The following is a 24,402-nucleotide window of genomic DNA, read 5'->3' on the forward strand; positions in this document are numbered from 1 at the left end:
CCTTACGCGAAGCGCTCGATCTGGCAGACCGTCGTCTTGGTTTCCTGCATCATCGTCACCGCGTCGTAGCCATAGGTGGTCGCCGTGTTGACCGCCTCGCCCCGCACGATCGGATGCGCACCGTCCGGGTAGTAGTCCAGCATGTCCTTGCCCTGCCACCAGCCCGAGAAGTGGAACGGGATGAAGGCGGTATCCGGGCCGACCCGCTCGGTGACCAGCGCGCGCACCTTCAGCGTGGCGCCGGTCGGCGTCTTGACCCAGCAGTAGTCGCCGTTGCGGATGCCGCGGGCGGAGGCCGCGCGCGGATTGATCTCGACGAAGTTCTCCTGCTGCAGCTCGGCCAGCCACGGGTTCGAACGCGTTTCCTCGCCACCGCCCTCGTATTCGACAAGACGGCCGGAGGTCAGGATGATCGGGAACTTCTCGTGGACCTTGTTCTCGATGTTGCGCTGCTGCACGGTCTTGTACAGCGTCGGCAGGCGCCAGAACGCCATCTTGTCGTCGTGGGTCGGATACTTGGCGACCATGTCCGGACGGGTCGAGTACAGCGGTTCGCGGTGCTGCGGAATCGGATCCGGGAAGTTCCACACGACGGCGCGCGCCTTGGCGTTGCCGAACGGATGGCAGCCGTGCACCTTCAGCACGACGCGCTGAATGCCGCCCGACAGGTCGGTCTTCCAGTTCTTGCCCTCGGCGGCCTGCTTCTCGGCATCGGTCAGGTCGTCCCACCAGCCCAGCTTCTTCAGCAGCACGTGGTCGAACTCGGGATAGCCGGTGGTGATCTCCGCGCCCACCGAATGCGAGCCGTCCTCGGCCAGCAGGTTGACGCCGTCGCGCTCGACGCCGAAGTTGGCGCGGAAGTTGCCGCCGCCGTCCATCACGTGCCGGGTGGTGTCGTACAGGTTCGGCGAGCCCGGGTGCTTCAGTTCCGGCGTGCCGTAGCACGGCCACGGCAGGCCGAAGTAGTCGCCGGTCAGGTCATAGCCGGTGGCCGCGTCCTTGCCGCCCTTGCAGCGCAGCGTCTTGACGTCGAACATCTGCATATTCTTCATATGCGCCTTCAGCCGTTCCGGCGACTGGCCGGTGTAGCCGATGGTCCAGTTCGACTTGTTGATCTCGCGCAGGATCGACTCGGGCTCCGGCTCCATCCAGGTACGGCCGGCGCGCTTGACCTCGATCAGCTTGAAGTTGCGCGACAGCTCCTTGCCGAAGCCCAGCTTGTCGGCGAAGGCCTGCATGATCGTGTGGTCGGGCATCGATTCGAACAGCGGCTCGATGACCTTCTCGCGCCATTGCAGCGAGCGGTTCGACGCCGTGCACGAGCCCGAGGTCTCGAACTGCGTGGCGGCCGGCAGCAGATAGACGGCGCGGTTCGGATTGACCTTGTCGCCCTCGGCCGGCGGCATGTTGGCCATCGCCGCGGTCGCCGACGGATACGGGTCGATCACCACCAGCAGGTCCAGCTTGTCGAGCGCCTTCTTCATCTCCAGGCCGCGCGTCTGCGAGTTCGGCGCATGGCCCCAGAAGAACACGCCGCGGACGTTGTTGTCCTGGTCGATCAGGTCGCTCTTCTCGGTGACGATATCGATCCAGCGCGACACCGTGGTGCCGGACTTCTCCATCATCGCCTGCGAGGGGAACTGCGACTTGATCCACTCGTAATCGACGCCCCAGACCGCGGCGTAGTGCTTCCACGCGCCGGTGGCCAGGCCGTAGTAGCCCGGCAGCGAGTCCGGGTTCGGGCCGACGTCGGTCGCGCCCTGCACGTTGTCGTGGCCGCGGAAGATGTTGGCGCCGCCGCCCGACACGCCGATGTTGCCCAGCGCCAGCTGCACGATGCAGGAGGCGCGCACCATCGCGTTGCCGATCGTGTGCTGGGTCTGGCCCATGCACCAGACCAGCGTGCTGGGCCGGTTCTTGGCCATGGTCTCGGCGACCTTGTAGACCTGTTCCTCGGGCACGCCGCAGGCCTCTTCCACCTTGTCCGGCGTCCACTTGGCCAGCACTTCCTCGCGCACCTTGTCCATGCCATAGACGCGCTGACGGATGTACTCCTTGTCTTCCCAGCCGTTGTTGAAGATGTGGTACAGCACGCCGAACAGGAACGGAATGTCGGTGCCCGAGCGGATGCGGACGTACTGCTCGGCCTTGGCGGCGGTACGGGTGTAGCGCGGATCGACCACGATCACCTTGCAGCCGTTCTCCTTGGCATGCAGCAGATGCAGCATCGACACCGGGTGCGCCTCGGCCGCGTTCGAGCCGATATACAACGCCGCCTTGGCGTTCTGCATATCGTTGTACGAATTGGTCATCGCACCGTAGCCCCAGGTATTGGCCACGCCCGCGACGGTGGTCGAGTGGCAGATGCGCGCCTGGTGGTCGGTGTTGTTGGTGCCGAAGAACGACACCCACTTGCGCAGCAGATACGACTGCTCGTTACTGTGCTTGGACGAGCCGATGAAGAACATCGAATCCGGGCCGGTCTCCTGGCGGATCTGCTTCATCTTCGCGGTGATCTCGTCCAGCGCCTGGTCCCAGCTGATGCGCTGGTACTTGCCGTTGACGAGCTTCATCGGGTATTTGAGGCGGTACTCGCCGTGGCCGTGCTCGCGCAGCGCCGCACCCTTGGCGCAGTGGGCGCCCATGTTGATCGGCGAATCGAACACCGGCTCCTGGCGGACCCACACGCCGTTCTGCACGACGGCATCGACCGCGCAGCCGACCGAGCAATGGCCGCACACGGTGCGGCGCACGACGATGTCGCCCTTGCCGTCGCCGGCGGCCTTGCCGTCGGCCGCATCGGCCTTGCGGATCAGCGTCAGCTGCGAGGCTGCGAGGCCCGCGCCGACGCCAATGCCGGAGCGCTTCAGGAAGCTGCGGCGGTCCATCGTCGGCATCGCGCCGGCGAGGCTCGTGGCCAGTCGTGCCGACAGGCGTGCGGACGAAGCGGCGGCCGGCTGAGCGGACGCGAGTCGATCAACGCGCTGCGCAGGGGCGCCGCCCTGGGCCGCGTGCTTGCGGGTCAGAATCATGTGTCACCTCGGGAAAGGTACGAAGCGGGTAAAGGCGATACTGCGAGATACGGCCGCGCCGGGATGACGGGCATCACGGCGGACCGGCATATCGCGCGGCTTATACCAGCGTCGTCCGGTAATACTTCCGTACGTGTTCAGAGACACGGTAACCGTTGCTGTCGGCAGCTGTGGGTTCCGGCGCGGGAATCGCACCGGCGGGGGCGGCAGGCGTGCGCGCGGTCAGGGCCGCGGCACCCGCGGCGGCAGCGACGACGCCAGCGCCCGCGAGGAAATGGCGACGTGCGACCCGGGTTTCCTTCTCTTTCATGGGGGGCTCCTCGGTAATATTTACCGATTACCAATCTAGTTATGCATTGTTTTGCGTATTGTAGATCGATATGCACGCAATGACCATGCTGACCGCGGGTTTATCCTGATTTTCCGTAATCATGGCGCTGTGCATCAAATGTCTTGAGACATGTCGTTGCACGCCGCGCGACCCGCGTCGCGACATCTCGATCTGCACGCCAACTCGCGTTTATCGGCTCCCTGAGCCATTCGCTTTAGCGCCGCGCGCCATCAATGCATCTCCATCGCGACCGCCTCGACGGCCGCGAACGACTTCAGCAACTCCGCCGCGCGCGCATAGAAGCGCGCGCCCGGATGCGCGATCACCGCATCGCACAGCGACTCGACCCACGGCTGCAGATGGCGCGCAAAGAAGCGTTGCTGCTCGCCGAGGTTCGACACCGCGAGATCGTCGCCCGCGATCAGGAAGCGCATCACCTCGCATAGCGTCGCGATATGGTCCTCGGGTTCGCTGACGCCTTCATGACGCTCGAGCCCGTAGCGTGCCAGGTCCTCGCGCACCGCCACCAGCGGGCGTTCATGCAGGAAGCCGGTCTGGTAGTACGAGCCGTACAGGAAGATGTCGGGCTTGCCGATGCCGACGAACAGCTGCTGGTATTCGTCGGCCGCCTCCGCCTCGGTGGTGCCCGCCGCCGCTTCGCCCAACGCATTCCACGCCTGGCCCAGCGGGCTGCCGGCATCGTCGGCATGCGCACGATTGGCGGCGATATGGTGCAGCAGCGCAGCGTCGGGGGCGCGATAGAACAGCGTGGCCAGCAGGCCGTACAGGTCGGCGCGGGCGGTGTCTTCGGCCTGGTCCGCGGGGGCGGAGGATTCGGTAAGGCGGATCGGTCGGGTATCGCTCATCGTTCGGCGGGTCGGATCGTAGGCGGTGTTGGAAACGTTGGCGCGTGTCGTCGGCGGAGCTGCCCTCTCCCCTGCCCCTCTCCCCTGCCCCTCTCCCGCCCGCGGGAGAGAGGATGCATCCGCATGCGCCGTCGGATGGTCTTTCACTCGCCTCTCCCGCTCGCGGGAAAGGGGCGGGGGCAGAGGGCATGCCGCCCTCGGATTGCTTTTCGCTCCCCTCTCCCGCTCGCGGGAGAGGGGCCGGAGGAGAGGGGCCGGGGGAGAGGGTGCGCCGCGGGCGGATCGTACTATTGCAGCGTCGCGCCAGTCGCGGCGCCGGTGTCTTTCTCGATCATGTCGACGACCCGGCAGTCGCTGCACATCTTCAGGCGGTCGGCGGCGGCGCCGGCGAAGGCCGGATGGCCGGCCAGGCGTCCGAGCATCGCCTCGACCATCTGCGCGGTGCCGAAGGGCTTGGCGCAGCGGATGCAGTGGAAGGGCCTGGTCTCGTGCAGCGTGACGGGCTGGCGCACCCCCTCGCCGGTCAGCAGGCGCGGCACCAGCGTGATGGCGTCCTCGGGGCAGGTCCGCTCGCACAGGCCGCACTGCACGCAGTTGCGCTCGAGGAAGGACAGCACCGGGCGCTCGCTGTTGTCGCGCAGCGCCTGCGACGGACAGGAGCCGACGCAGGCCATGCACAAGGTGCAGCGGCCGGCGTCGACCTGCACCGCGCCCAGCGGGGCACCCGCCGGCAGCGGCACGGTCTCGGCCGGCACCGGCGCATGCGCGGCCAGGTGATCGAGCGCGAAGCCCAGCGTCTCGCGCTTGGCCGCAGCGGCATGGAAGGCCGCCGGCGGCAGCGCGCTCCTTGTCGAGAAATTCGGCGCCAGGCGCGCCAGCGCACGATCGAGCGAGCCGGCATCGGGCGCGTCGATCAGCGTAAAGAACTCGCCGCGATAGCCCAGGCCCGCGAGGATGGCCTGCGCCACGGCCATCTGCTCGGCCAGCGCGGTCCGATATTGCGGTGCCTCGTCGCCGGTCAGCATCACCGCGACGCGGTCCGCACCCCAGGCGATTGCCGCGAGCCACAGCTCCAGGCCGACCGAGGCCGGATGGAACAGGCCAACCGGAATCACGTTCGGCGCGATGCCGCCGAGGCGGCCCGCGCGCGCCTCGCGGCCGAGCGCCAGGATGCGCGGGTCGCCATGCTCCTGCCCATGCAGCAGCAGCACGGCATCGCGCCCGCCGGCCTGCCGGTAGGTCGACAGCAGCGTGCGCAGGCGCCGGCCCTGATGGTCGGGCTTCGGATACGCATAACTGATCGCGCCGGTCGGGCAGACCGTGGTGCAGGCCCCGCAGCCGACGCACAGGTTCGGCGCGACCTCGATGCGGCCCTTGCCGTCCTGCCAGCGCGAGCCGATCGCCTCGGCCGAGCAGACGTCGATGCACGCCGAGCAGCCGGTGGTCCGGTTGCGGCCGTGCGCGCACAGCGATTCCTTGTACTGGAAGAACTTGGGCTTCTCGAACTCGCCGACCATCTGCGTCGCGGTCAGCGCCATCTGCTGCTGCCGCAGCGGCTCGGCGCCGGCATGCAGATAGCCCTGCGGCGGCGCATGCCGGCCGAAGAAGGGGCTGTCGTTCAGGTCGAAGACCAGGTCGAAGCGCTCGCTGACGTTGGCGGCGGGCCGGTCAAAGTCGATCGCCGCGGCCGCGCCGCAGGCCTTGACGCAATCGCGGTGCGCGGTGCAGCGGCTCAGGTCGATCTGGTAGCTGAAGTCGATCGCGCCTTCGGGGCAGGCCTCGATGCAGGCATTGCAGCGGGTGCACAGGTCCAGGTCGATCGGATTGGCGCGGCCGGCGCCGGTTTCCCAGCTGGCCTCGAAGGCGCCGAGCCAGCCGGTCAGCTTGTCGAGGCGGCCGCTGTGGACCGGGTAGTCACGCATCGCCGGAGGCGTCGCGCCGTCCAGTGCGCTGGCACTGGCCGCGTTCAGCAGCACCGTCACCTCGAGGCCCGCCTCACCGAGGCGGTCGGCCCAGGGCAGCGCCCGCGCGGCCGGGCCGATCACCAGCACGCTGCCGGCAGAGCGGTACTCGACCACCGGCACCGGGTCCGGATCGGGCAGCGCCGCGGCGGCGAGCAGTGCCGCGATCTTGGCGTTGGCGGTGCGCGGATCCTTGTGGGCGCCGCGCGACCAGCCGCCGGTCTCGCGGATATTGACGAAGCGCACCGGCGCGGTGACGACGCCGCCGGCCTGCGTCTTCGCGGCCAGTTCGGTGAACAGCGGGCGTTCCTGCGTGCAGGCGACGATCACGTCTTCGGTGCCGTCGAGCGCGGCGGTGAAGGCGCCGACCTCGCGGCGGCACAGCAGGCGGTGGACTTTCAGCGGGGCGGCGCCCGGCTGGTTGGAGGCATCCGACAGTGCCGCCCCGTCAAGCGGCATGGTGTCGTTGCAATTGCAGATCAGCGTCGGCATGGTCGGTACAGCTGGCCGGCTTGTCGGTCCGCTTCTGTCGAGCGGGTCCGCGCCGGCGATTTGTGGGGGAGTGACATTGTAGGGCCCGATGCCGGGCCGGGGCTACGCAGGTTTGTCCGTAGCTGGTTCGGTATCAGGCACCGCGGCGGTGGCTTGGGTGTTCTCGGCCGTGGCGGCCTGCGCGGCGGCATCCGGCTCGGCGGTGCCGTCCTCCGGGACATCAACGGACGATTCGGCCTGGGCTTGAGCGTCTTGAGCGTCTTGAGCGTCGGCGGGCGCGGCCTGCTGGCCGGCGGCGGCGGTGCCGGCCTCTTCCGTTTGCTCGATCGGATCGAACAGGCCCAGCGTCTCGGACTGGCGCAGGCGCCGCAGCACGTCGGGCGGAATCGGGTCCGGCTTGCTGTAGTCGTCGATATAGATGTCGAGCCCGTCCATCACGTTGAAGTGCGGGTCGGCGAACAGCGTCTTCAGCGCGGCGCGCTTGACGGTCTCGTCGACACCCTGGGCGACGAAGCGGGCGACGCTGTCGCCGGGCTTGAGCGTCGCCACGTCGGCCAGGGTCGGCAGGGGCGGCGCTTCGGCCGCGGGGGCGACGGCAGCGGCCGGCGCGTCGGCCTTCGCCGGATCGGTGACCGGCGCTACCGGCACGGCGACCGGCTGCGCCGGCGCCGCCGGCACGGCCTTGCCCTCGCGCACGGCGGCCTTGCGGCGCGACCAGCGGGACAGGAAGGACGTTTCGGTCGAATCGCTCATGATGCGGGGTCAGGCGGTGGGGATACCGATAACGGCATCCCCGCCGCGGATTTCAGTAGCGCGTTCAGCAGGGTGTTCAATAGCGCGCCCGGTCCTGCGGCGACTTGAACGACTCCGGCCGGCGGCGCTTCTTCGGCTCGGGCCGGTAGTGCTCGGCCACATAGGCTTGCAGCCAGGCCAGCTGTTCGGGCGCGAGCGGCACGTTCTCGACGGTCTCGCCGGCATCGAGCCAGCGTCCGGCCTCGTTGTACGACAGCGAGACGGTCACCGGCAGCGGCCGGCGCCCGTCTTCGGGCTGGGTCTCGTCCATGCGCCACAGCACGAACCAGCACGGCGCCGTGGAGCTCAGGTTCAGATAGTAGCCCTCGGCCTCGTCGCGGAACAGCTCGACGGGATAGCCGGGATAGAGCCAGCGCGCGCCCTGGTCGTCCTCGTGCAGGCAGTGCGGCTCGGCGCCGAATGCGCCGAGGTCGGGCACCACCGCTTCGAGTTCCCATTTCCAGGGCTGCCAGCGGCTGGCCAGCGCGACCTTGCGCATCACCACCGCCATCGTGACGGCGGGGCGGCTGCCGGCCGGCTCCGGGACCTCGGACTGCATCGGTTCCATGGTCAGGTGTTCTGCACGACGATGCTGGGGAACTTGCTGGTCATGTCGCGCGCCTTGTCGGCGACCTTGATCGCCACCTTGCGCGCGATGCCGCGATAGAGCTCGGCGATCGGGCTGTCCGGCTCGGCCACCACGGTGGGCCGGCCCGAATCGGCCTGCTGGCGGATCGACAGGTTCAGCGGCAGGCTGCCCAGCAGGTCGACGCCATACTGCTCGCACATCCGCTCGCCGCCGCCTTCGCCGAAGATGTGCTCGACGTGGCCGCAGTTCGGGCAGCAGTAGACCGCCATGTTCTCGACGATGCCAAGGATCGGGATGCCGACCTTCTCGAACATCTTCAGGCCCTTGCGCGCGTCCAGCAGCGCGATGTCCTGCGGCGTGGTGACGATCACCGCGCCGGTGACCGGCACCTTCTGCGACAGCGTCAGCTGGATGTCGCCGGTGCCCGGCGGCATGTCGACGATCAGGTAGTCCAGCTCGTGCCAGTTGGTCTGCCGCAACAGCTGCTCCAGCGCCGAAGTCACCATCGGACCGCGCCAGACCATCGGGTTGTCCTGCTCGATCAGGAAGCCGATCGAGTTGGCCTGCAGGCCGTGGCCTTCGAGCGGCTCCATGGTCTGGCCGTCGGCGGACTCGGGACGGCCGTCGATGCCCAGCATCATCGGCAGGCTCGGCCCGTAGATGTCGGCATCGAGCATGCCGACCCGCGCGCCCTCGGCGGCCAGCGCCAGCGCCAGGTTGACGGCGGTGGTCGACTTGCCGACGCCGCCCTTGCCCGAGGCGACCGCGATCACGTTCTTGACGCCGGGCAGCAGCTTGACGCCGCGCTGCACCGCATGGGCGACGATGTGCATGGTCACCGTCACGCTGACATTGGTGACGCCCGGCAGCAGGCGCAGCGCCGCGATCACCAGCTTGCGGATCGGATCGAGCTGGCTCTTGGCCGGATAGCCGAGTTCGACGTCGAGCGAGACATCGCCGCCATCGACACGGATATTGCGGGCGGAGCGCGTGCTCACCAGATCCTTGCCCGTGTTGGGATCGATCACGGTACGCAGGGCTTCGGTAACCTGGTCAACGGTAAGGCTCAAGACAATCTCCGCTACTTGATATGTGGGGGAAGGCGCGTACTGTATCAAAGAGTGGCCCCGCGGCCCGGCAATCGCCTGGAAGGCCTCGATTACCCCTGCGATGTACAAGGGATTACACGCGCTTACAACTTTCACAGCGTCGCGCTTGTGCACGGGGCGGCATCTCCCTATTGTAGTGCGCCGATACGTCGGCTCGCCCGGGATCCGGTCAGGGACTTCGGCCGAGCCTCAAAGCTGCCTGCAACGCCACTTGGTGCTTGCATTTTTTGGAGGCTGCTGGCGCAATTAGGCCAGTGCGTCACAATGCCTCGACCCGAGGCGCAGGCAGCCGCAGTGGAAGCACAACAATCGACAGAAGGAGAAAGCATGAAACTCAAGCTCGTCAGCCTTTCGATCGTCGCCGCACTGGCCGCCGGCTGTGCGACCGAACAGGGTACGCACACCGCCGTGGGTACCGGCGCGGGCGCCGCCGTTGGCGCCGGCCTGGGCAACCTGATCGGCGGCAATACCAAGGGCACCGTGATCGGCGCCGCCGTCGGCGCGGCCGCGGGCGGTGCGCTGGGCTACAACTGGAATGCGATCCGGGGCAAGCTGAGCCGCGATACCGCGGGCACCGGCACCCAGATCACCGAGCAGCCGGACGGCTCGCTGAAGGTCAATATCCCGAGCCAGGTGACCTTCGATACCGACAGCGCCACCATCAAGCCGTCGTTCCGCTCGGTGCTGGACCAGGTCGCCCAGACGCTGAGCCAGCATCAGGATGTCAACGCCACGGTGATCGGCCATACCGACAGCACCGGCAACCCGACCTACAACATGCAGCTGTCCCAGCGCCGCGCCCAGAGCGTGGCCGGCTATCTCGGCGACCGCGGCGTCGCCCGCAACCGCCTGAGCGCCGAGGGCCGGGGCCAGTCCCAGCCCATTGCGGACAACGCCACCGAGGCCGGCCGGGCCCAAAATCGCCGGGTCGAAATTTTTTTGAAACCAATTCAAGGATGATGGAGTCATAGAAACAGGTACCGCTTGCCACCGTTGCTGGCTCGCGATGGGTGGCTGACCTCCCGGGCGGTACCTGATTTCTCCTCCTTTTCCGTTGTGGAAAGCTGCGCCGGCTCTGACCGGCGCTTTTTTTTGGCTGCGCGGACCAGGCAGGCGCCGCCGCCGGTGGCCTCCAGCCCCGCTTGCTAGAATGGCGGTTTTCCGCGCCGGCGCCGCCCGCGCGGCGCAGCACCGAAATTCAACCGCTTCCCGACCGGCATTCCCCATGACAGCACGTCGCATCCTCGTCACATCTGCCCTGCCTTACGCCAACGGCCAGATCCATATCGGCCACCTGGTGGAATACATCCAGACCGATATCTGGGTCCGCTTCCAGCGCATGATGGGCAACGAGGTCTACTACGTGGGCGCCGACGATACGCACGGCACGCCGGTGATGCTGCGCGCGGAGAAGGAAGGCATCACGCCGAAGCAGCTGATCGACCGCGTCTGGAACGAGCACAAGCGCGACTTCGACAGCTTCCTGGTCTCGTTCGACAACTACTACAGCACCGACTCCGAGGAGAACCGGCTGCTGTGCGAGAAGATCTACCTGGCGCTGAAGGCCGAAGACCTGATCGCCGAGCGCGAGGTCGAGCAGTTCTACGACCCGGTCAAGAACATGTTCCTGCCGGACCGCTTCATCAAGGGCGAATGCCCGAAGTGCGGCGCCAAGGACCAGTACGGCGATTCCTGCGAGGTCTGCGGCACCACCTATGTGCCGACCGACCTGAAGAACCCGTACTCGGTGGTGTCGGGCGCGACGCCGGTGCGCAAGTCCTCGACCCACTACTTCTTCAAGCTGTCCGATCCGCGCTGCGAGAGCTTCCTGCGCGAGTGGGTGGCCGACCTGGCCCAGCCCGAGGCCAGCAACAAGATGCAGGAGTGGCTGGGCAGCGACGGCGAGGCCTCCACGCTGTCGGACTGGGACATCTCGCGCGACGCGCCCTACTTCGGCTTCGAGATCCCGGGCGCGCCGGGCAAGTTCTTCTACGTCTGGCTGGACGCGCCGATCGGTTATTACGCCAGCTTCAAGAACCTGTGCGAACGCAAGGGCATCGACTTCGACGCCTGGGTCGGCCCGCATTCGACCGCCGAGCAATACCACTTCATCGGCAAGGACATCCTGTACTTCCACACGCTGTTCTGGCCGGCGATGCTGCGCTTCTCGGGCTACCGGACGCCGACCAATGTGTTCGCGCACGGCTTCCTGACCGTCGACGGCGCCAAGATGAGCAAGTCGCGCGGCACCTTCATCACCGCGCAGAGCTATATCGACACCGGCATGAATCCGGAATGGCTGCGCTACTACTTCGCCGCCAAGCTGAACGCCAGCATGGAAGACCTGGACCTGAACCTGGACGACTTTGTCTCGCGGGTCAACAGCGATCTGATCGGCAAGTACGTCAACATCGCCAGCCGGGCCGCGGGCTTCCTGGTCAAGCGCTTCGACGGCCGCGTCGACGACGCCGCGCTGTCCCATCCGCTGCTCGAGCAGCTGCGCCAGGCCGCGCCGCAGATCGCGCAGCTGTACGAGGGGCGCGAATACAGCAAGGCGCTGCGCCTGGTGATGGAGCTGACCGACGCGGTCAACGCCTTCGTCGATGCCGAGAAGCCGTGGGAGCTGGCCAAGGACGAGGCCAAGCGGGCCGCCCTGCACGCGGCCTGCTCGGTATCGCTGGAAGCGTTCCGGCTGCTGACCGTCTACCTGAAGCCGGTGGTGCCGAACGTCGCGGCCGGCGTCGAGGCCTTCCTCAATATCGAGCCGCTGGACTGGCGCGCGATCGACCGCCAGCTGAGCAGCGCCAGCCCGATCAAGCCGTACTCGCACCTGATGACCCGGGTCGACGGCAAGCAGATCGAGGCGCTGCTGGCGGCCAACCGCGACTCGCTGCAGGCCGCCCCCGCGGCCGGTGCCGGTGCAACGCAGGCGGGCAATGCCGCGCCGGCAGGCATCGAGCCGATCGCCGACACCATCACGATCGACGACTTCGCCAAGGTCGACCTGCGCGTGGCGCGCATCGTCGAATGCCGCAAGGTCGAGGGCTCGAACAAGCTGCTGCAGCTGACGCTGGACCTGGGCGAAGGCAAGACCCGCAACGTGTTCTCGGGCATCCAGTCGGCCTACCAGCCCGAACAGCTGGTCGGCAAGCTGACCGTGGTGGTCGCCAACCTGGCGCCGCGCAAGATGAAGTTCGGCCTGTCCGAAGGCATGGTGCTGGCCGCGTCGGCGGCCGACGAGAAGGCGGCGCCGGGCCTCTATATCCTCGAACCGCACGCGGGCGCGGTGCCCGGCATGCGGATTCGCTGAGCAGCAGCGCATCGAGCTGCCGTCCCCGCGCAGCGGGGGACCCAGTGTCTGACCAGGCGCTCGTCGAAAGCCGCTGGGCCCCCGCCTGCGAGGGGGCGACAGACCTGGTTCAGCCGCCCTGCACCTTCGACGGGTCGTCGCTGCGCGACGTATGCGTGACGAGCCCGTCCGTGCCGAAGTGCACGTTGAAGAAGGCCTTGTCCTGCGAGGTCTCCCACCAGCGGTAGCCCCACACGGTCTCCTGCTTCAGGCGGAAGGCCTCGATCTTCGTCGGCTTGCCCAGCATGCGGCGTACGCTGTCCTGGCTCATGCCGGCGCGCACGCGCTGGAAATTTTCCGCGGTCAGCACCTGCTCGATCGCGCCGACCTTGCCGTCGGCGCCGATCGTCACCATCCAGGTGGTCGCGCCCTCGGGCCCGCGCGGATACTCGAGGCGGCGCGCGCCGTTCTCCTCTTCCCACACGATCTCGGGCTTGCCGGCCTGGCGGCGCACGTCGTCCTCGCTGGAGACGCCGGGCTCGATCCCCTTGAACAGCTGGCTGTCGGGCTGGATCGTTTGCCAGGCCGAGCGCGCGGCGTCGCCCGCCTTGTTCAGCGCTTCATCGACCTTGCGCTGGTCGCAGCCGAACAGCGCCAGCACCGAAGCGATCAACCCCATCGCCGCGACCCCGCGCGCGGACCGGCGCCCCCCGCCGGCACCATTGCCGCCGTCATCGCTTGATGGCCTCGGTGGGCCCTGCCGGTGGCGCGGGTGGCGTGGGCGGATTGTCGGCGTCCCCGCCGGTGCTTCCGGTGCTTGCATCCTGCTCTCTCCTGGCGCCCTCGCGCCGTGTTGTCGATCCTGAAAACAGCTGGCTCCAGCTGTCGAAGCGGCGATTGAACAGCAGCGACAGGCCATTGATCGAGCCGCCGCGGGCGATCAGCGACCAGCGCCGCGAGAACGCCCAGGTCAGTTTGGCGACGTTGGCCGCCGAGGTCAGGCTCTGCTCGTAGCCGACCGAGATCTTCTCGCTGACGGCCTTGCCGACGCTGACCACCTGCTGGTCGCTGAGGCCCGCCGTGCTCGGGCCGATCGAGAACTCGTCGATGCCGAATCGCTGCACGATACCCTTGCCCGCCTTCGAGCCGAGCATGCCGAGCGCCGCGCCACCCAGCGCGCCGCCGCTCAACTGCTGTTGCTGCCCCGCCGCCGCGCTCTCGGCGCCGTAACCGAACATCAGCCATGACAGCTTGTCCTCGTCTGGAACATTGGGCTCGGAGACCAGCCGCACCCGCGGCAACCGTACCGTGCCGGTGACCTCGACCCCCGCCTCGACTTCCTGGTTCAGCCGCATCGCGCGGATATTCAGGTTCGGATTGCCGACCGGGCCGTTGAAATTGACGATGCCGCGCGTGATCTGCAGCCGGCGGCCGAAGGCCTCGTAGGTGCCGTCGACCACCCGCACGGTGCCGGTGACGCGCAGCGGCGTCAAGGGCTCGCTGTTGACGCCCAGGCGGCCGGCCAGCAGCAAATCCGCACCCGCGCCGCGGAAGCGGAAGCGGTCGCCGAGGTCGATCGACAGGTCGATCACCGGGGCGAAGCGGCTGGTCGGCTGCGACTCCGGCACCGCCGGCGTGGCGGCGGTACGCACGTCGCGCTCGGCGCGCCGGTCGGACTTGCGCACGATCACCACGTCGTCGCCGAGCACAGGCGCGCCGGCCTTGGGCAGGTCGAACAGCCCGCGGTCGACGCGGAACTTGCCACGGATCACGAACTGCCGGTTCTCGTTGGCCATATCGGCATTGCCCGACACCACCAGCGTGCGCTCCGGGCTGGCGAACAGTTCGAGCCGCTCGGCCACGATGCGCGCGCGCAGCGTGGGGTCCGCCTCGCCGAGCCGCACGTTGCCGCTGGCGGTCAGCGTGCCGTCGCCGCCGCGGAACACCACCTGCCGCAGTTCGATCACGTTGCGGTCGAGCACGATGCGGACGATGCCGTCGGTCAGCCGGATGCCCAGGTCGTACAGCGTGACGCCCAGGTCGTCGCCGTTGACGGTGCCGGTCAGCACCGGCGCACCGACCGTGCCGGCCAGCTGCATCGCCGCCGCCAGCCGGCCCTCGAACGCGTACTGTGGACCGGTCAGCGCCTCCAGCGCCTTGAGCCGCGGCACGTCGAAGGCGACCTGGCCGCCCAGCGCCGAGGCCGGCGTCACCGTCAGCACGCCCTGCTCCGGCATCAGCCCCGCGAACGCGTCCACTTTGGCGTTGCCCAGGCGTGACGACACCACGTTGCCGCGCAGCTGCAGGCGGTTGCCGGCGGCGTCGGCGCGCAGCACGGTCTGGCCCAGTCCCAGCGTGGTGTAGCCGCGGCCCGCATTGACCGACAGGTCGCCGCTGCGGCGGCGCAGCTCCGCAAAGCCCGACGCGGTCTCCGCCAGATTCAGGTTCCATTCGCCATCGAGCACCAGGTCCGAGCGCAGCGGCGGCGCGTCGCCAGTGAAGACCTCGGCCAGTTCCAGCAGATGGCCGACGTGCAGGCCGCTGAGCTGGCCCTTCGAGCGGATGCGGCCGCGGTCCCAATCGAGGCTGTCCAGCACGAGGGTCGAGCGCTCCAGCTGCAGCCGGGTAGCGCCCAGCGTCAGCCGCTGCGCGCCGGCGCTGACGGCCACCGGCGTCAGCAGCCGCAGTTCGACGGTGCTGCGCTCCTCGAGCGTGCTGACCGTGCCGGTCCAGGTGCCGTTCTTCCAGCTGCCCTGCCCCGCCGCCTGCAGTTGCAGCGGCCGGCGCCGAACGCGGCCCTCGCCCTGGACGCTGAAGCTGTGCCTGGCCTGCGTGCCGTCCAGGCTCGCCTGCAGCGTGCCGATCGTCAGTTGCGGGCCGCGATAGCCGCGCGCATCGAGCCGAAGTCGCAGCGGCCCGTCGATGCCGCCGCGCAGATCGGCGTTGCCGCTGGCGCTGTCGACCCGATGCGGGCCCATCGACAGCGCGCGCGCCTCGTAGGTCGCGGTGACCTCGGGCCGTTGCCAGGTACCGCTGACCTGGCCATCGAGCTTGAGCGTGCCGCCCACGCCGAACTTCAGGCGGTCGAGCTGCGGCGCGTCGACGGCCACCGTCATGCGGTCGCCGCGCGCGCCGAAGCTGCCGCGCAGGTCGGCGCGGTTGCCGGCCATCGACAGCGTCGCCTCGCTCGGCAGCAGCCGCTGGCCGGCCAGCCGGATCTTGCCGCCGCCGGTCATCGGCAGCCCGGCGTATTCGCTGTCGCCGATCGAGAAATCCGCCGCCACGCGCGGCTCGCCGGCCAGCGTGCCGGAGGCGTCGAAGTTCGCGTTGATGCGGCCCTTGGCGACGCTGGCCAGCCGCGCCGGGTCCAGATCGGTGATCCGGCCCTTGAAGCTGAACGGCTGCTGCTCCTTCAGTCCGAGCCTGCCCTCGGCGTGCACGCTGCCCTGCGCGACGCCCAGGCGCAGCGCGGCCAGCGTGACCGCATCGGCGTCGATGCGCGCGTCGGCGAACAGCTTGAGCTCGCCGCCGCCCAGGTCCAGCGCCACGCTCTGGCGGCCGGGCTCGAGCCGCACGATCACCGGGCCGGACAGCCGCGCGCTGCGCAGCTTGCCGTGCAGCGCATGCGGGTCGAGCCGGCGCACGTCCAGGTCGAAGCCGCCGCGGCCGTCGCGCAGCGAACCGCTGCCGGCGATCTCGCCATTGCCCGCCAACGCCACGTGCAGGTCGCGGACATGCTGTGCCGCCTGGCTCAGCTCGACCGTCGCGCGCACCGACTGCACCGGCAGCCGCTCGGCGTCGAGCGGCCCGGCCTCGTGATTGCGGATGGACACCTCGCCGGCCACGGTCAGCGGCGCGGCGCCGGACGCGGCGGGGGCCGAAGCCTGCGGCGCCGAGGCCGCCGGAACACTGGCCGGCGTGGCCGGAACGCTGGCCGGCGCCGCGGGAACACTGGCCGGCGCCGATGGCGCCGCACCGCTGCCGTCCACCGGCCGCAGTTCCGCATGGACCGACAGATTGGCCTGCGGCGCGGAGGGATTGAACAGCCTCGGGTTGATGCGCTCGCCGTCGACCCGCAGGCGCGTGAACGGCACCGGCCCGAACGGCGTCAGCTCGACCTCGCCGCGGCCGCGCAGCCGGTCGCCGCTCGCCTCGATATCGGCACGCAGCGCCTCCAGCGTGCCGTCGGCGCGCGCGCTGACGTTGTAGGCTTCCTTCTGCCATTCCCCTTCGAGCAGCGCCTCGCCGTTCAGCGCGAACGGCGCCTCGCCGGCGACCTGCGCGTTGGCCGACAGCTTGCCGTAGGGCGTGACCAGCCGATCGACGGTCAGCCGATGCCGGCTGCCGTCCGTATGCAAGGCGGCCGACAGATCGGAAAACACCAGCGGCGACGCGGTCGCCTCGGGCCCGCGCAGCACCGACAGCCGCGCCACCGTCAGCGCATCGACGTCGATTGCCAGCGGCAGCGACAGCGAGTCGGGTAAGGTCGGCGGCGGCTTGTCGGGCTCGTCCGCGGACGGCGGCAGCCGGACGTCGACGTTGCCCAGCCGCAGCGCGGCCACATGCAGCCGCGGCCGGCCGGGGCCCAGATGCCAGGCCAGCGACCAGCTGCCGTCGAGACGGTCGACGCTGACGCGGGTATCGCCCTGCGCGAACACCACGTCGCGCAGCTGCAGGCCGTGCGCGAAGGTGCCGCCCTGATACTGGCCAGCCAGCACGCCGGCGGACATCCGGGTCGCCAGCGACCACAGCTCGCGCGAGCCGCGCTCGGTGCGCAGCGCCGCGCCGAGCGCGATCGCCAGCAGCACGAGCAGGGCCACCAGCGCGAGCAGCACGCCGGCGAACACGCGCAGCCAGCGCCGGCGCCGCGGCTGCGGCGCGCGCGGCGACTCGCTGCCGCGGGCAGGAACGGAAGGCAGGTCGGGCGTGCTCATGCGCCAGGACTCGGGAAAGCGTCGGGGACGGTAGCGAGCGGAGCGATCCAGGCGATCGGCCGATGCACCGGTGCCGGCCGGCACGAAGGACGCATCGCCATCAGAATGCCACTCCCAGCGAGATATGCGGGCGGAATTGCCGCTCCTGGATGCCGTAGCCGACGTCGAGCTGGACCGGGCCGACCGGGCTGCGCCAGCGCGCGCCGATGCCGACCCCGTGGTAGATGCGCACGCCGTCGAGGTTGTTGGTGGCGGTGCCGGCGTCCCAGAAGATCGCCGCGCCCCAGTCGGGCTTGAACCAGTACTGGTACTCCAGGCTGGTCGTGGCCAGATACTTGGCCGGCAGCACGCTGGCGCCGCGCCGCGTGCCGATCGACTGGTAACCGTAGCCGCGGATCGAATCGGTGCCGCCGGCGCGGAAGCGCAGCGTGGCCGGGATCTTGTCGGCGCTGCCGCTGGTCAGGTCCGCGCCGAGCTCCAGACGCGCCACGATCAGGTCGCGGGTGCGCACCGGGATGTATTGACGGATGCGGCCGTAGAGGCGGACGAAGGTCTGGTCGGTCAGGAAGCCCTCGACCGCCGCGCCGACCTGCGTGTTGATGATGTTGCCGCGGCGCGGGAACACCGGGTTGTCGACATCGCGCCGCGTCCACGCATATTGCGGCACCAGCGCCTTGCTCAGCTGCCGCGGCTGATCGTAGGGCCGCAGGTCGTCGTAGTAGAAATCCAGCGACAACACGGTGTCGTAGCGCTCGCGCGTGCGGGACCGGCGCACGCCGGTGCGCCAGCTCCGGGTATCGGTGTTCTCGATGTCGGTGGTGCGCTCGTAGCTGCCGTAGACGCTGTTGCGATAGGTCTTGCTGTCCGGCGGCATCGCGATCTCGGCGAACGCGTACTGGCGCTTCTGCTCGATGCGGGCCTGCGAATCGAAGATCCAGGCGCGGTCGAACAGGTTGTAGTAGGCGTAGCGCCCCTCGACCTGCGCACCGGTATCGGTGTTGTAGCCGACGCCCGAGACCACGCGGTGCGTCGGATATTCGCGCACCCGCACATTGACCGGCGCGGTCACCGTCTCGCCATTGCCGTCGGCGTCGGCGACCGGATCGCCGAGCTCGACCTGCACATTGGAGAAATACGGCTGATTCTGGATCGCCCGCTGCAGTTCCAGCAGCCGCTCGACGCGATAGGGTTCGCCGACGTACAGCGGATTGACGTTGTGGACGATCTGCTCGGGATAGCGGCGGGTGCCGCGCACCGTCAGCGCGCCCATGCGGTAGGCCGGGCCGCTGTCGTAGGTCGCGCTCAGATCGGCGGCGCGTTCCTCGGGCTCGATGCGCGCCTGCGAGGCGGCCAGCCTGGCGCCGTAGTAGGCGTTGCTCTGCAGTTCGACCAGCGCGTCTTCCTTGGCCTTGTCCCAGTCCGACTGGCGGAACGGCTCGCCGACCGGCAGGCCCCACTTCTCGCGCATCGCCGCGACCTGCTCGGGCGAGCGCGTGGCGGCGGGCCCGCGCACATCGACATCGACCGCGCGGATCAGCGTGCGCGCGCCGGGGTCGACCGTCACGTGGATCACGCGGCTGTCGCCGCTGCCCTCGACGCGGGTGGTGGTCTGCGGATCGAACCAGCCCTCGGTGGCGGCAAAGGCCCGGACCTGGTCGCCGACCGTCTCGATCATGTAGGCAATCTGGTCCTCGCCCAGGTCGGCGCGCTCGCGATAGCGAATCAGGTCCAGATGCTCTTCCAGGATGTCCTTCAACGGCTCGGGCGCCTCCACCTGGACCCGGTAGGCCGCCTGGACCGGCGCCGGCAGCATGGCGAACAGCAGCGCCAGCAGCGGGGCCAGCGGGAACGCCAGTATCGGGGCCAGCCGCCGCGAGGCCGGCGAGGCCGCCGAGATGGGCGCGGGCGCCGCCGCGCCGCAGGCCCGGGGGCGGCGGAATCCGAGGCGCATGATCCCGAGGTCCAATATCATCCGTCGTTGCGATCCGGCAAAGTCGTTATTTGACCACACCCGGCCGCCCGATCCGCAAACCCGAGCGCCCGGGGCCGGCAAAGCCCGCCGCGGCATGGCAATACGGTAGAATCGCGGCAGTTTTCCATTCCCCTTTTGCATTCTGTATAGCTTTCCTGCCATGGCCATGTACGAATCCGACATCACCCAGTTCCTGAAGGCGCTCAAGCAGGAGCGCCCGTCGCTGGAGGCGGAACAGCGCCAAGGCCGCGCCCTGCTGTGGGACAAGGCCCCGATCGACCTCGAGGAACGCCAGCGCGCCGAGGCATCGCGGGTCCCGCAGAAGCCCTACGTCTACTCGCTGGACTGATGCCGGCACGCATCCCGGCGCCGCAGTCCCTGCCGACGACCGCGATGCGTGCAGATCCGCCCCACTCATGAACCATAGCGAACAGGACAAGCTCGCGCTCGCGCTCGAGCTGCCCAGCGTGGCGCCCGATGGCACCTCGCCGGAGACGGTCGACGGCATGGCGTTCGCGCGCCTGTACGGCGAGCCGCTGTTCCAGCTGCCGCAGGACCTGTATATCCCGCCCGACGCGCTCGAGATCTTCCTCGAGGCGTTCGAAGGGCCGCTGGACCTGCTGCTGTACCTGATTCGCAAGCAGAACTTCAATGTGCTCGACATCCCGATGTCGCAGGTCACGCACCAGTACCTGGCGTATGTCGAGCAGATCCGCAAGAGCAACCTGGAGCTGGCGGCCGAGTACCTGCTGATGGCCGCGATGCTGATCGAGATCAAGTCGCGCATGCTGCTGCCGGTCAAGAAGGCCGACAGCGACGAGGACGCCGAGGACCCGCGCGCCGAGCTGGTGCGCCGGCTGCTCGAATACGAGCAGATGAAGCTGGCCGCGCAGAAGCTCGACCAGGTGCCGCAGCTGGGCCGCGATTTCCTTCGCTCGCAGGTCTTCATCGAGCAGAGCCTGGCGCCGCGCTTCCCCGACGTCGACACCACCGATCTGCAGGCCGCCTGGGCCGACGTGCTCAAGCGCGCCAAGCTGAACCAGCACCACAAGATCTCGCGCGAGGAACTGTCCGTGCGCGAGCACATGAGCCAGATCCTGCGCCGGCTGCAGCATGCCCGCTTCATGGAGTTCACCGAGCTGTTCGAGGATGCGATCCGCTCGGGCAAGGGCGTGCCGGTGGTGGTGGTCAATTTCATCGCGATGCTGGAGCTGTCGCGCGAGTCCCTGGTCGAAATCACCCAGGCCGAGCCCTATGCGCCGATCTACGTGCGCCTGGCCTATACCCCCGCATAGCACCGGCACCGCCGCGCGCTTTTCCTGACGAGCAGTACACGCATCCATGAAAGTCATTTCCTCCATTCACGAGCTGCGCGACCAGTTGCGCGGCCAGAACCGGATCGCCTTCGTCCCGACCATGGGCAATCTGCACGAAGGCCATCTGTCGCTGATGCGGCTGGCGCGCCAGCATGGCGATCCGGTGGTGGCCTCGATCTTCGTCAATCGGCTGCAGTTCGGTCCGAACGAGGATTTCGACAAGTACCCGCGCACGCTGCAGGACGACATCGAGAAGCTGCAGAAGGAAGGCGTGTACGTGCTGTTCGCCCCGACCGAGCGCGACATGTATCCGGAACCGCAAGAATACCGCGTCGATCCGCCGCACGACCTGGGCGACATCCTCGAGGGCGAGTTCCGCCCGGGCTTCTTCAACGGCGTCTGCACGGTGGTGATGAAGCTGTTCTCGTGCACGCAGCCGCGCGTCGCGGTGTTCGGCAAGAAGGACTACCAGCAGCTGATGATCGTGCGGCGCATGGCCAACCAGTTCGCGCTGCCGATCGACATCGTGCCGGCCGAAACGGTGCGGGCCGAGGACGGCCTGGCGCTGTCGTCGCGCAACCGCTACCTGACGCCGGACGAGCGGGCCGAGGCGCCGACGCTGTACCGCACGCTGCATCAGGTGCGCGACCAGGTGCTGGCCAACGCCGCCAGCGGCGCCGAGCTGAACGCGGTCGAGGCGCAGGCGCTGGACGCGCTGAAGGCGCGCGGCTGGAAGCCCGACTACGTTTCGATCCGCAAGCGCAGCAACCTGCAGGCGCCGAGCCGCGACGAATACGCGGCCGGCGAACCGCTGGTGGTGCTGGCCGCCGCCAAGCTCGGCGCCACGCGGCTGATCGACAATCTGGAAATCTAGCCGCCGGACCGCATCGCCCGCGCGAGCTCGCACGGGCGCAGCGGCATCAGCGGCGCGCCGCCTGCCGCTGCTCGGTCTTCTTCAGATGGCGCCGGTGGCCGCGCTGGCGCTTCCACCAGATCAGCACGCCGGTCAGCGCGAACAGCAGCGGCGCCAGCCCGAACGCGGAAATGAAGATGCGCCCCGGCATGCCGAACGCCTCGCCGGTATGCAGCGGGTACATCCAGTTCAGCACGGTGTCGCCGGCCGGCGCGGCGAGCGGATCGCGCACGCCGAGGCGGGCACCGGTATAGGCATCGAGCCACAGCCGCGTCGCGCCGCTGCCCTGGCGCACCTCACCCGGCTGGCGCAGCCGGATCTCGTAGGCGTCGGTCGGCTGGCGCGGGAATGACACGCGCGACACGATCGCCTGCGGATACAGCGCCTGGGCCGCCGTCACGGCCTGCTGCACGCCCATCGGCATGGCGCCCTCGTAGGGCGGCGTGGAAGCCGGCCGTGCGGGCGCGGTGACTGTCATCACGCTGCCGACCAGCGGCGTGACCCACTTCGGCAAATTCAGATACCAGCCGGAAAACGCGATGGTCGCGAGCACCGGCGCGGCCAGGATGCCGCCGGCGCGATGCAGCGAATAGTTCAGCCGCCACCATGAGCCGCCGTGCGTGATGCGGAACGCCTGCACGATCGCGCGCGCCTTCAGCTTCGGCCACCACAGCGCGATGCCGGCCAGCACCGTGAACAGCAGCAGCATGCCGCCGACGCCGGCCACGGTCTTGCCGGTATCGCCGGCCAGCAGATAGTGATGCAGATGGAACAGCGTGGGCATCAGCAGCGGACGCGACAGCCCGGGCTCGCCCCAGACGCGCTCGCCCTTGATCGCCAGCGTGGCCGGATCGACCATCACCTGCCGCGAGCGCCCCGGCACCACGCTGCCGGTGCCGGGCTCCTTGACGTGGTACCAGGCGATGAAGACGTCGCGTTCGGACACCGGCAGCATCAGCATCCTGGGCTTGCCGTACTGCGGATCGGCCTTCAGCCGCGCCACCACCTGCTGCACGGTGTCCGCCCGCAGCGGCAGCGTGACCGATTCGGAGGCGACCAGCAGTTCGGGATTGAGCGCGGCGTCGATCTCGTGGCGCCACGACAGCACGGTGCCCGTCAGGCCCAGCAGCACGAACAGCAAGCCGAGCCACAGGCCGATATACAGATGGAGTTTGACGAGCAGGACGCGCAGGCGGCCGGTAACCATGGTGGGGAACGATGGCGCGGCCGGCCGATGACCGCCGCGCTGGAGGGCTGACAAAGCCGACAAGTGTAGCAGGCCGGTCCTTGCGGGACCGTGTCACCCGGGGCCTTCGCCTCGAGCCTCAGCCCGCCGGCCGCAGCGGCGCCAGCAGGGCCGCCAGGTCCAGATGCTCGGCCATCGTATCGGCCAGCCGTTCGAGCGACGCTTCGCGCAACGCGGCCAGGTCGACCCCGTCGGCGCCATCCAGGCCGGCCCAACGCAGCAGCGCCGCGCAGCCCGCCGGATCGTCGAACAGGCCGTGCAGATAGGTGGCCAGCACCTGGCCATCGTCGGACAGCGCGCCGTCGGCGCGGCCGTCGTCGAGCCGCAGCGCGGGCCGCGCCAGCGCGGGGCCCTCGGTGACGCCCAGATGGATCTCGTAGCCGGCCACGCTGGCATTCGCGCCCGGCAGCGCCAGCGTGCCGCGCGCCTGCCGCAGCTGCTTGTCGGCCGCCAGCACGGTGGCGAAATCGAGCAGGCCAAGGCCGTCGCTGCCGCCGGGTGCGCCCTCGCGTCCGTCCGGGTCTTCGATGCGGCGCCCCAGCATCTGCATGCCCCCGCAGATGCCGACGACCTTGCCGCCATAGCGCAGATGTCGCAGCAGCGCCCGCTCCCAGCCCTGTTCGCGCAGGAAGGCCAGGTCGGCGCGCACGCTCTTGCTGCCCGGCAGCACGATCAGATCGGCCGGCGGGATCGGCGTGCCTGGCCCGATCCAGCGCAGGTCCACGCGCGGATGGGCGCGCAGCGCGTCGAAATCGGTATGGTTCGAAATGCGCGGCAGCACCGGCACGATCACGCGCAGCCGCGGCGCGCCGTCGTCCTTGGCCGACTGCGTGGCCGCCACCGCGTCCTCGGCATCCAGATGCAGCCCGTGCAGATAGGGCAGCACGCCCAGCACCGGCTTGCCGGTGCGTTCACGCAGCCAGTCCAGCCCCGGTTCCAGCAACGACAGATCGCCGCGGAAGCGATTGATGATGAAGCCCTTGACGCGCGCGCGCTCGCTCGGCGACAGGCAATCGAGCGTGCCGACCAGATGCGCGAACACGCCGCCGCGATCGATATCGGCGACCAGCACCACCGGACAATCGACGGCCTCGGCAAAGCCCATGTTCGCGATGTCGCGCTCGCGCAGATTGATCTCGGCCGGGCTGCCGGCGCCTTCGACCAGCACCACGTCGTAGCCCTCGCGCAAGCGCCGGTGCGAGGCCAGCACGGCCTGCATCGCGACCGGCTTGTATTCGTGATAGGCGCGCGCATCGAGGTCCAGCCGCGCGCGGCCGTGGATGATGATCTGCGCGCCGGTGTCGCTGCTGGGCTTGAGCAGCACCGGATTCATGTCGGTGTGCGGGGCCAGCCCGGCGGCCTGCGCCTGCAGCGCCTGCGCGCGGCCGATCTCGCCGCCGTCGGCGGTGACGGCGCTGTTCAGCGCCATGTTCTGCGGCTTGAATGGCACGACCCGCACGGCCGCGCGCGCCAGCAGCCGGCACAGGCCCGCGACGACGGTGCTCTTGCCGGCGTCGGAGGTGGTGCCCTGGATCATCAGCGTGCCGCGCAGCGCGGACC

17 protein-coding genes are annotated in these 24,402 nt (G+C 69.1%); 5 read left to right on the top strand and 12 right to left on the bottom strand.

What is annotated here, in order from left to right; genetic code table 11:
• Positions 1–2 precede the first annotated feature (2 nt).
• The 7 genes from M1D55_RS22005 to apbC all read right to left on the bottom strand — a co-directional run bounded on the left by M1D55_RS22005 (position 3) and on the right by apbC (position 9,133).
• A complete protein-coding gene (locus M1D55_RS22005) occupies positions 3–3,032 on the bottom strand; it encodes a molybdopterin-dependent oxidoreductase (RefSeq protein ID WP_064572708.1) in 3,030 nt (1,009 codons plus the stop codon).
• A 100-nt stretch (positions 3,033–3,132) separates the two neighbouring features.
• Positions 3,133–3,342, bottom strand: a complete 210-nt coding sequence (locus tag M1D55_RS22010) for a hypothetical protein (protein ID WP_006579351.1) — start codon at positions 3,340–3,342, stop codon at positions 3,133–3,135.
• Between the two features lie 251 nt (positions 3,343–3,593).
• Positions 3,594–4,229, bottom strand: a complete 636-nt coding sequence (locus tag M1D55_RS22015; protein ID WP_006579350.1) for a TorD/DmsD family molecular chaperone — start codon at positions 4,227–4,229, stop codon at positions 3,594–3,596.
• Between the two features lie 287 nt (positions 4,230–4,516).
• Positions 4,517–6,682 (bottom strand): 4Fe-4S binding protein, encoded by a 2,166-nt coding sequence (locus M1D55_RS22020; RefSeq protein WP_456281836.1) that lies wholly within the window; start codon positions 6,680–6,682, stop codon positions 4,517–4,519.
• 102 nt (positions 6,683–6,784) lie between these two features.
• Positions 6,785–7,435 (bottom strand): DUF3306 domain-containing protein, encoded by a 651-nt coding sequence (locus tag M1D55_RS22025; protein WP_456281837.1) that lies wholly within the window; start codon positions 7,433–7,435, stop codon positions 6,785–6,787.
• Positions 7,436–7,511: 76 nt separating this feature from the next.
• Positions 7,512–8,033: a DUF3305 domain-containing protein gene (locus M1D55_RS22030; RefSeq protein WP_043438296.1), complete on the bottom strand. Its 522-nt coding sequence runs from the start codon at positions 8,031–8,033 to the stop codon at positions 7,512–7,514.
• Positions 8,034–8,044: 11 nt separating this feature from the next.
• On the bottom strand, positions 8,045–9,133 hold the full coding sequence (apbC, locus tag M1D55_RS22035) for an iron-sulfur cluster carrier protein ApbC (protein WP_456281838.1): 1,089 nt from the start codon (positions 9,131–9,133) through the stop codon (positions 8,045–8,047).
• 366 nt (positions 9,134–9,499) lie between these two features.
• On the opposite strand from apbC, the gene M1D55_RS22040 reads away from it, so the two are divergent.
• Positions 9,500–10,132 (top strand): OmpA family protein, encoded by a 633-nt coding sequence (locus M1D55_RS22040; protein WP_023263915.1) that lies wholly within the window; start codon positions 9,500–9,502, stop codon positions 10,130–10,132.
• Between the two features lie 265 nt (positions 10,133–10,397).
• The gene (gene metG / locus M1D55_RS22045; protein ID WP_456281839.1) at positions 10,398–12,482 is read left to right on the top strand and encodes a methionine--tRNA ligase; all 2,085 of its coding nucleotides are present in this window, start codon (positions 10,398–10,400) and stop codon (positions 12,480–12,482) included.
• Positions 12,483–12,591: 109 nt separating this feature from the next.
• Here metG and bamE read toward each other — a convergent pair whose 3' ends face one another.
• The 3 genes from bamE to M1D55_RS22060 all read right to left on the bottom strand — a co-directional run bounded on the left by bamE (position 12,592) and on the right by M1D55_RS22060 (position 19,346).
• On the bottom strand, positions 12,592–13,140 hold the full coding sequence (bamE, locus tag M1D55_RS22050; protein WP_006578135.1) for an outer membrane protein assembly factor BamE domain-containing protein: 549 nt from the start codon (positions 13,138–13,140) through the stop codon (positions 12,592–12,594).
• 52 nt (positions 13,141–13,192) lie between these two features.
• Positions 13,193–17,395: a translocation/assembly module TamB domain-containing protein gene (locus M1D55_RS22055; protein ID WP_456281840.1), complete on the bottom strand. Its 4,203-nt coding sequence runs from the start codon at positions 17,393–17,395 to the stop codon at positions 13,193–13,195.
• A gap of 100 nt (positions 17,396–17,495) precedes the next feature.
• Complete coding sequence (locus M1D55_RS22060) at positions 17,496–19,346, bottom strand: autotransporter assembly complex protein TamA (protein WP_456281841.1); 1,851 nt, start codon at positions 19,344–19,346, stop codon at positions 17,496–17,498.
• A gap of 181 nt (positions 19,347–19,527) precedes the next feature.
• Between M1D55_RS22060 and M1D55_RS22065 the strand changes: the two genes are divergently transcribed.
• The 3 genes from M1D55_RS22065 (at position 19,528) to panC (ending at position 21,557) form a co-directional block, all read left to right on the top strand.
• The gene (locus M1D55_RS22065; RefSeq protein ID WP_006579309.1) at positions 19,528–19,716 is read left to right on the top strand and encodes a DUF3460 family protein; all 189 of its coding nucleotides are present in this window, start codon (positions 19,528–19,530) and stop codon (positions 19,714–19,716) included.
• A 67-nt stretch (positions 19,717–19,783) separates the two neighbouring features.
• Positions 19,784–20,662, top strand: a complete 879-nt coding sequence (locus M1D55_RS22070) for a segregation and condensation protein A (RefSeq protein WP_053821142.1) — start codon at positions 19,784–19,786, stop codon at positions 20,660–20,662.
• Between the two features lie 46 nt (positions 20,663–20,708).
• Entirely contained in the window at positions 20,709–21,557 is an 849-nt protein-coding gene (gene panC, locus M1D55_RS22075) for a pantoate--beta-alanine ligase (RefSeq protein ID WP_006579311.1), read from the top strand.
• A 46-nt stretch (positions 21,558–21,603) separates the two neighbouring features.
• Here panC and M1D55_RS22080 read toward each other — a convergent pair whose 3' ends face one another.
• Together M1D55_RS22080 and M1D55_RS22085 are read right to left on the bottom strand one after the other, a co-directional pair.
• Positions 21,604–22,803, bottom strand: coding sequence for a PepSY-associated TM helix domain-containing protein (locus M1D55_RS22080; RefSeq protein WP_006579312.1), 1,200 nt, complete (start codon positions 22,801–22,803; stop codon positions 21,604–21,606).
• A gap of 118 nt (positions 22,804–22,921) precedes the next feature.
• Entirely contained in the window at positions 22,922–24,379 is a 1,458-nt protein-coding gene (locus tag M1D55_RS22085; protein WP_456282753.1) for a cobyric acid synthase, read from the bottom strand.
• Positions 24,380–24,402: the final 23 nt, after the last annotated feature.

This window comes from Cupriavidus sp. JZ107 (genome assembly GCF_053903255.1).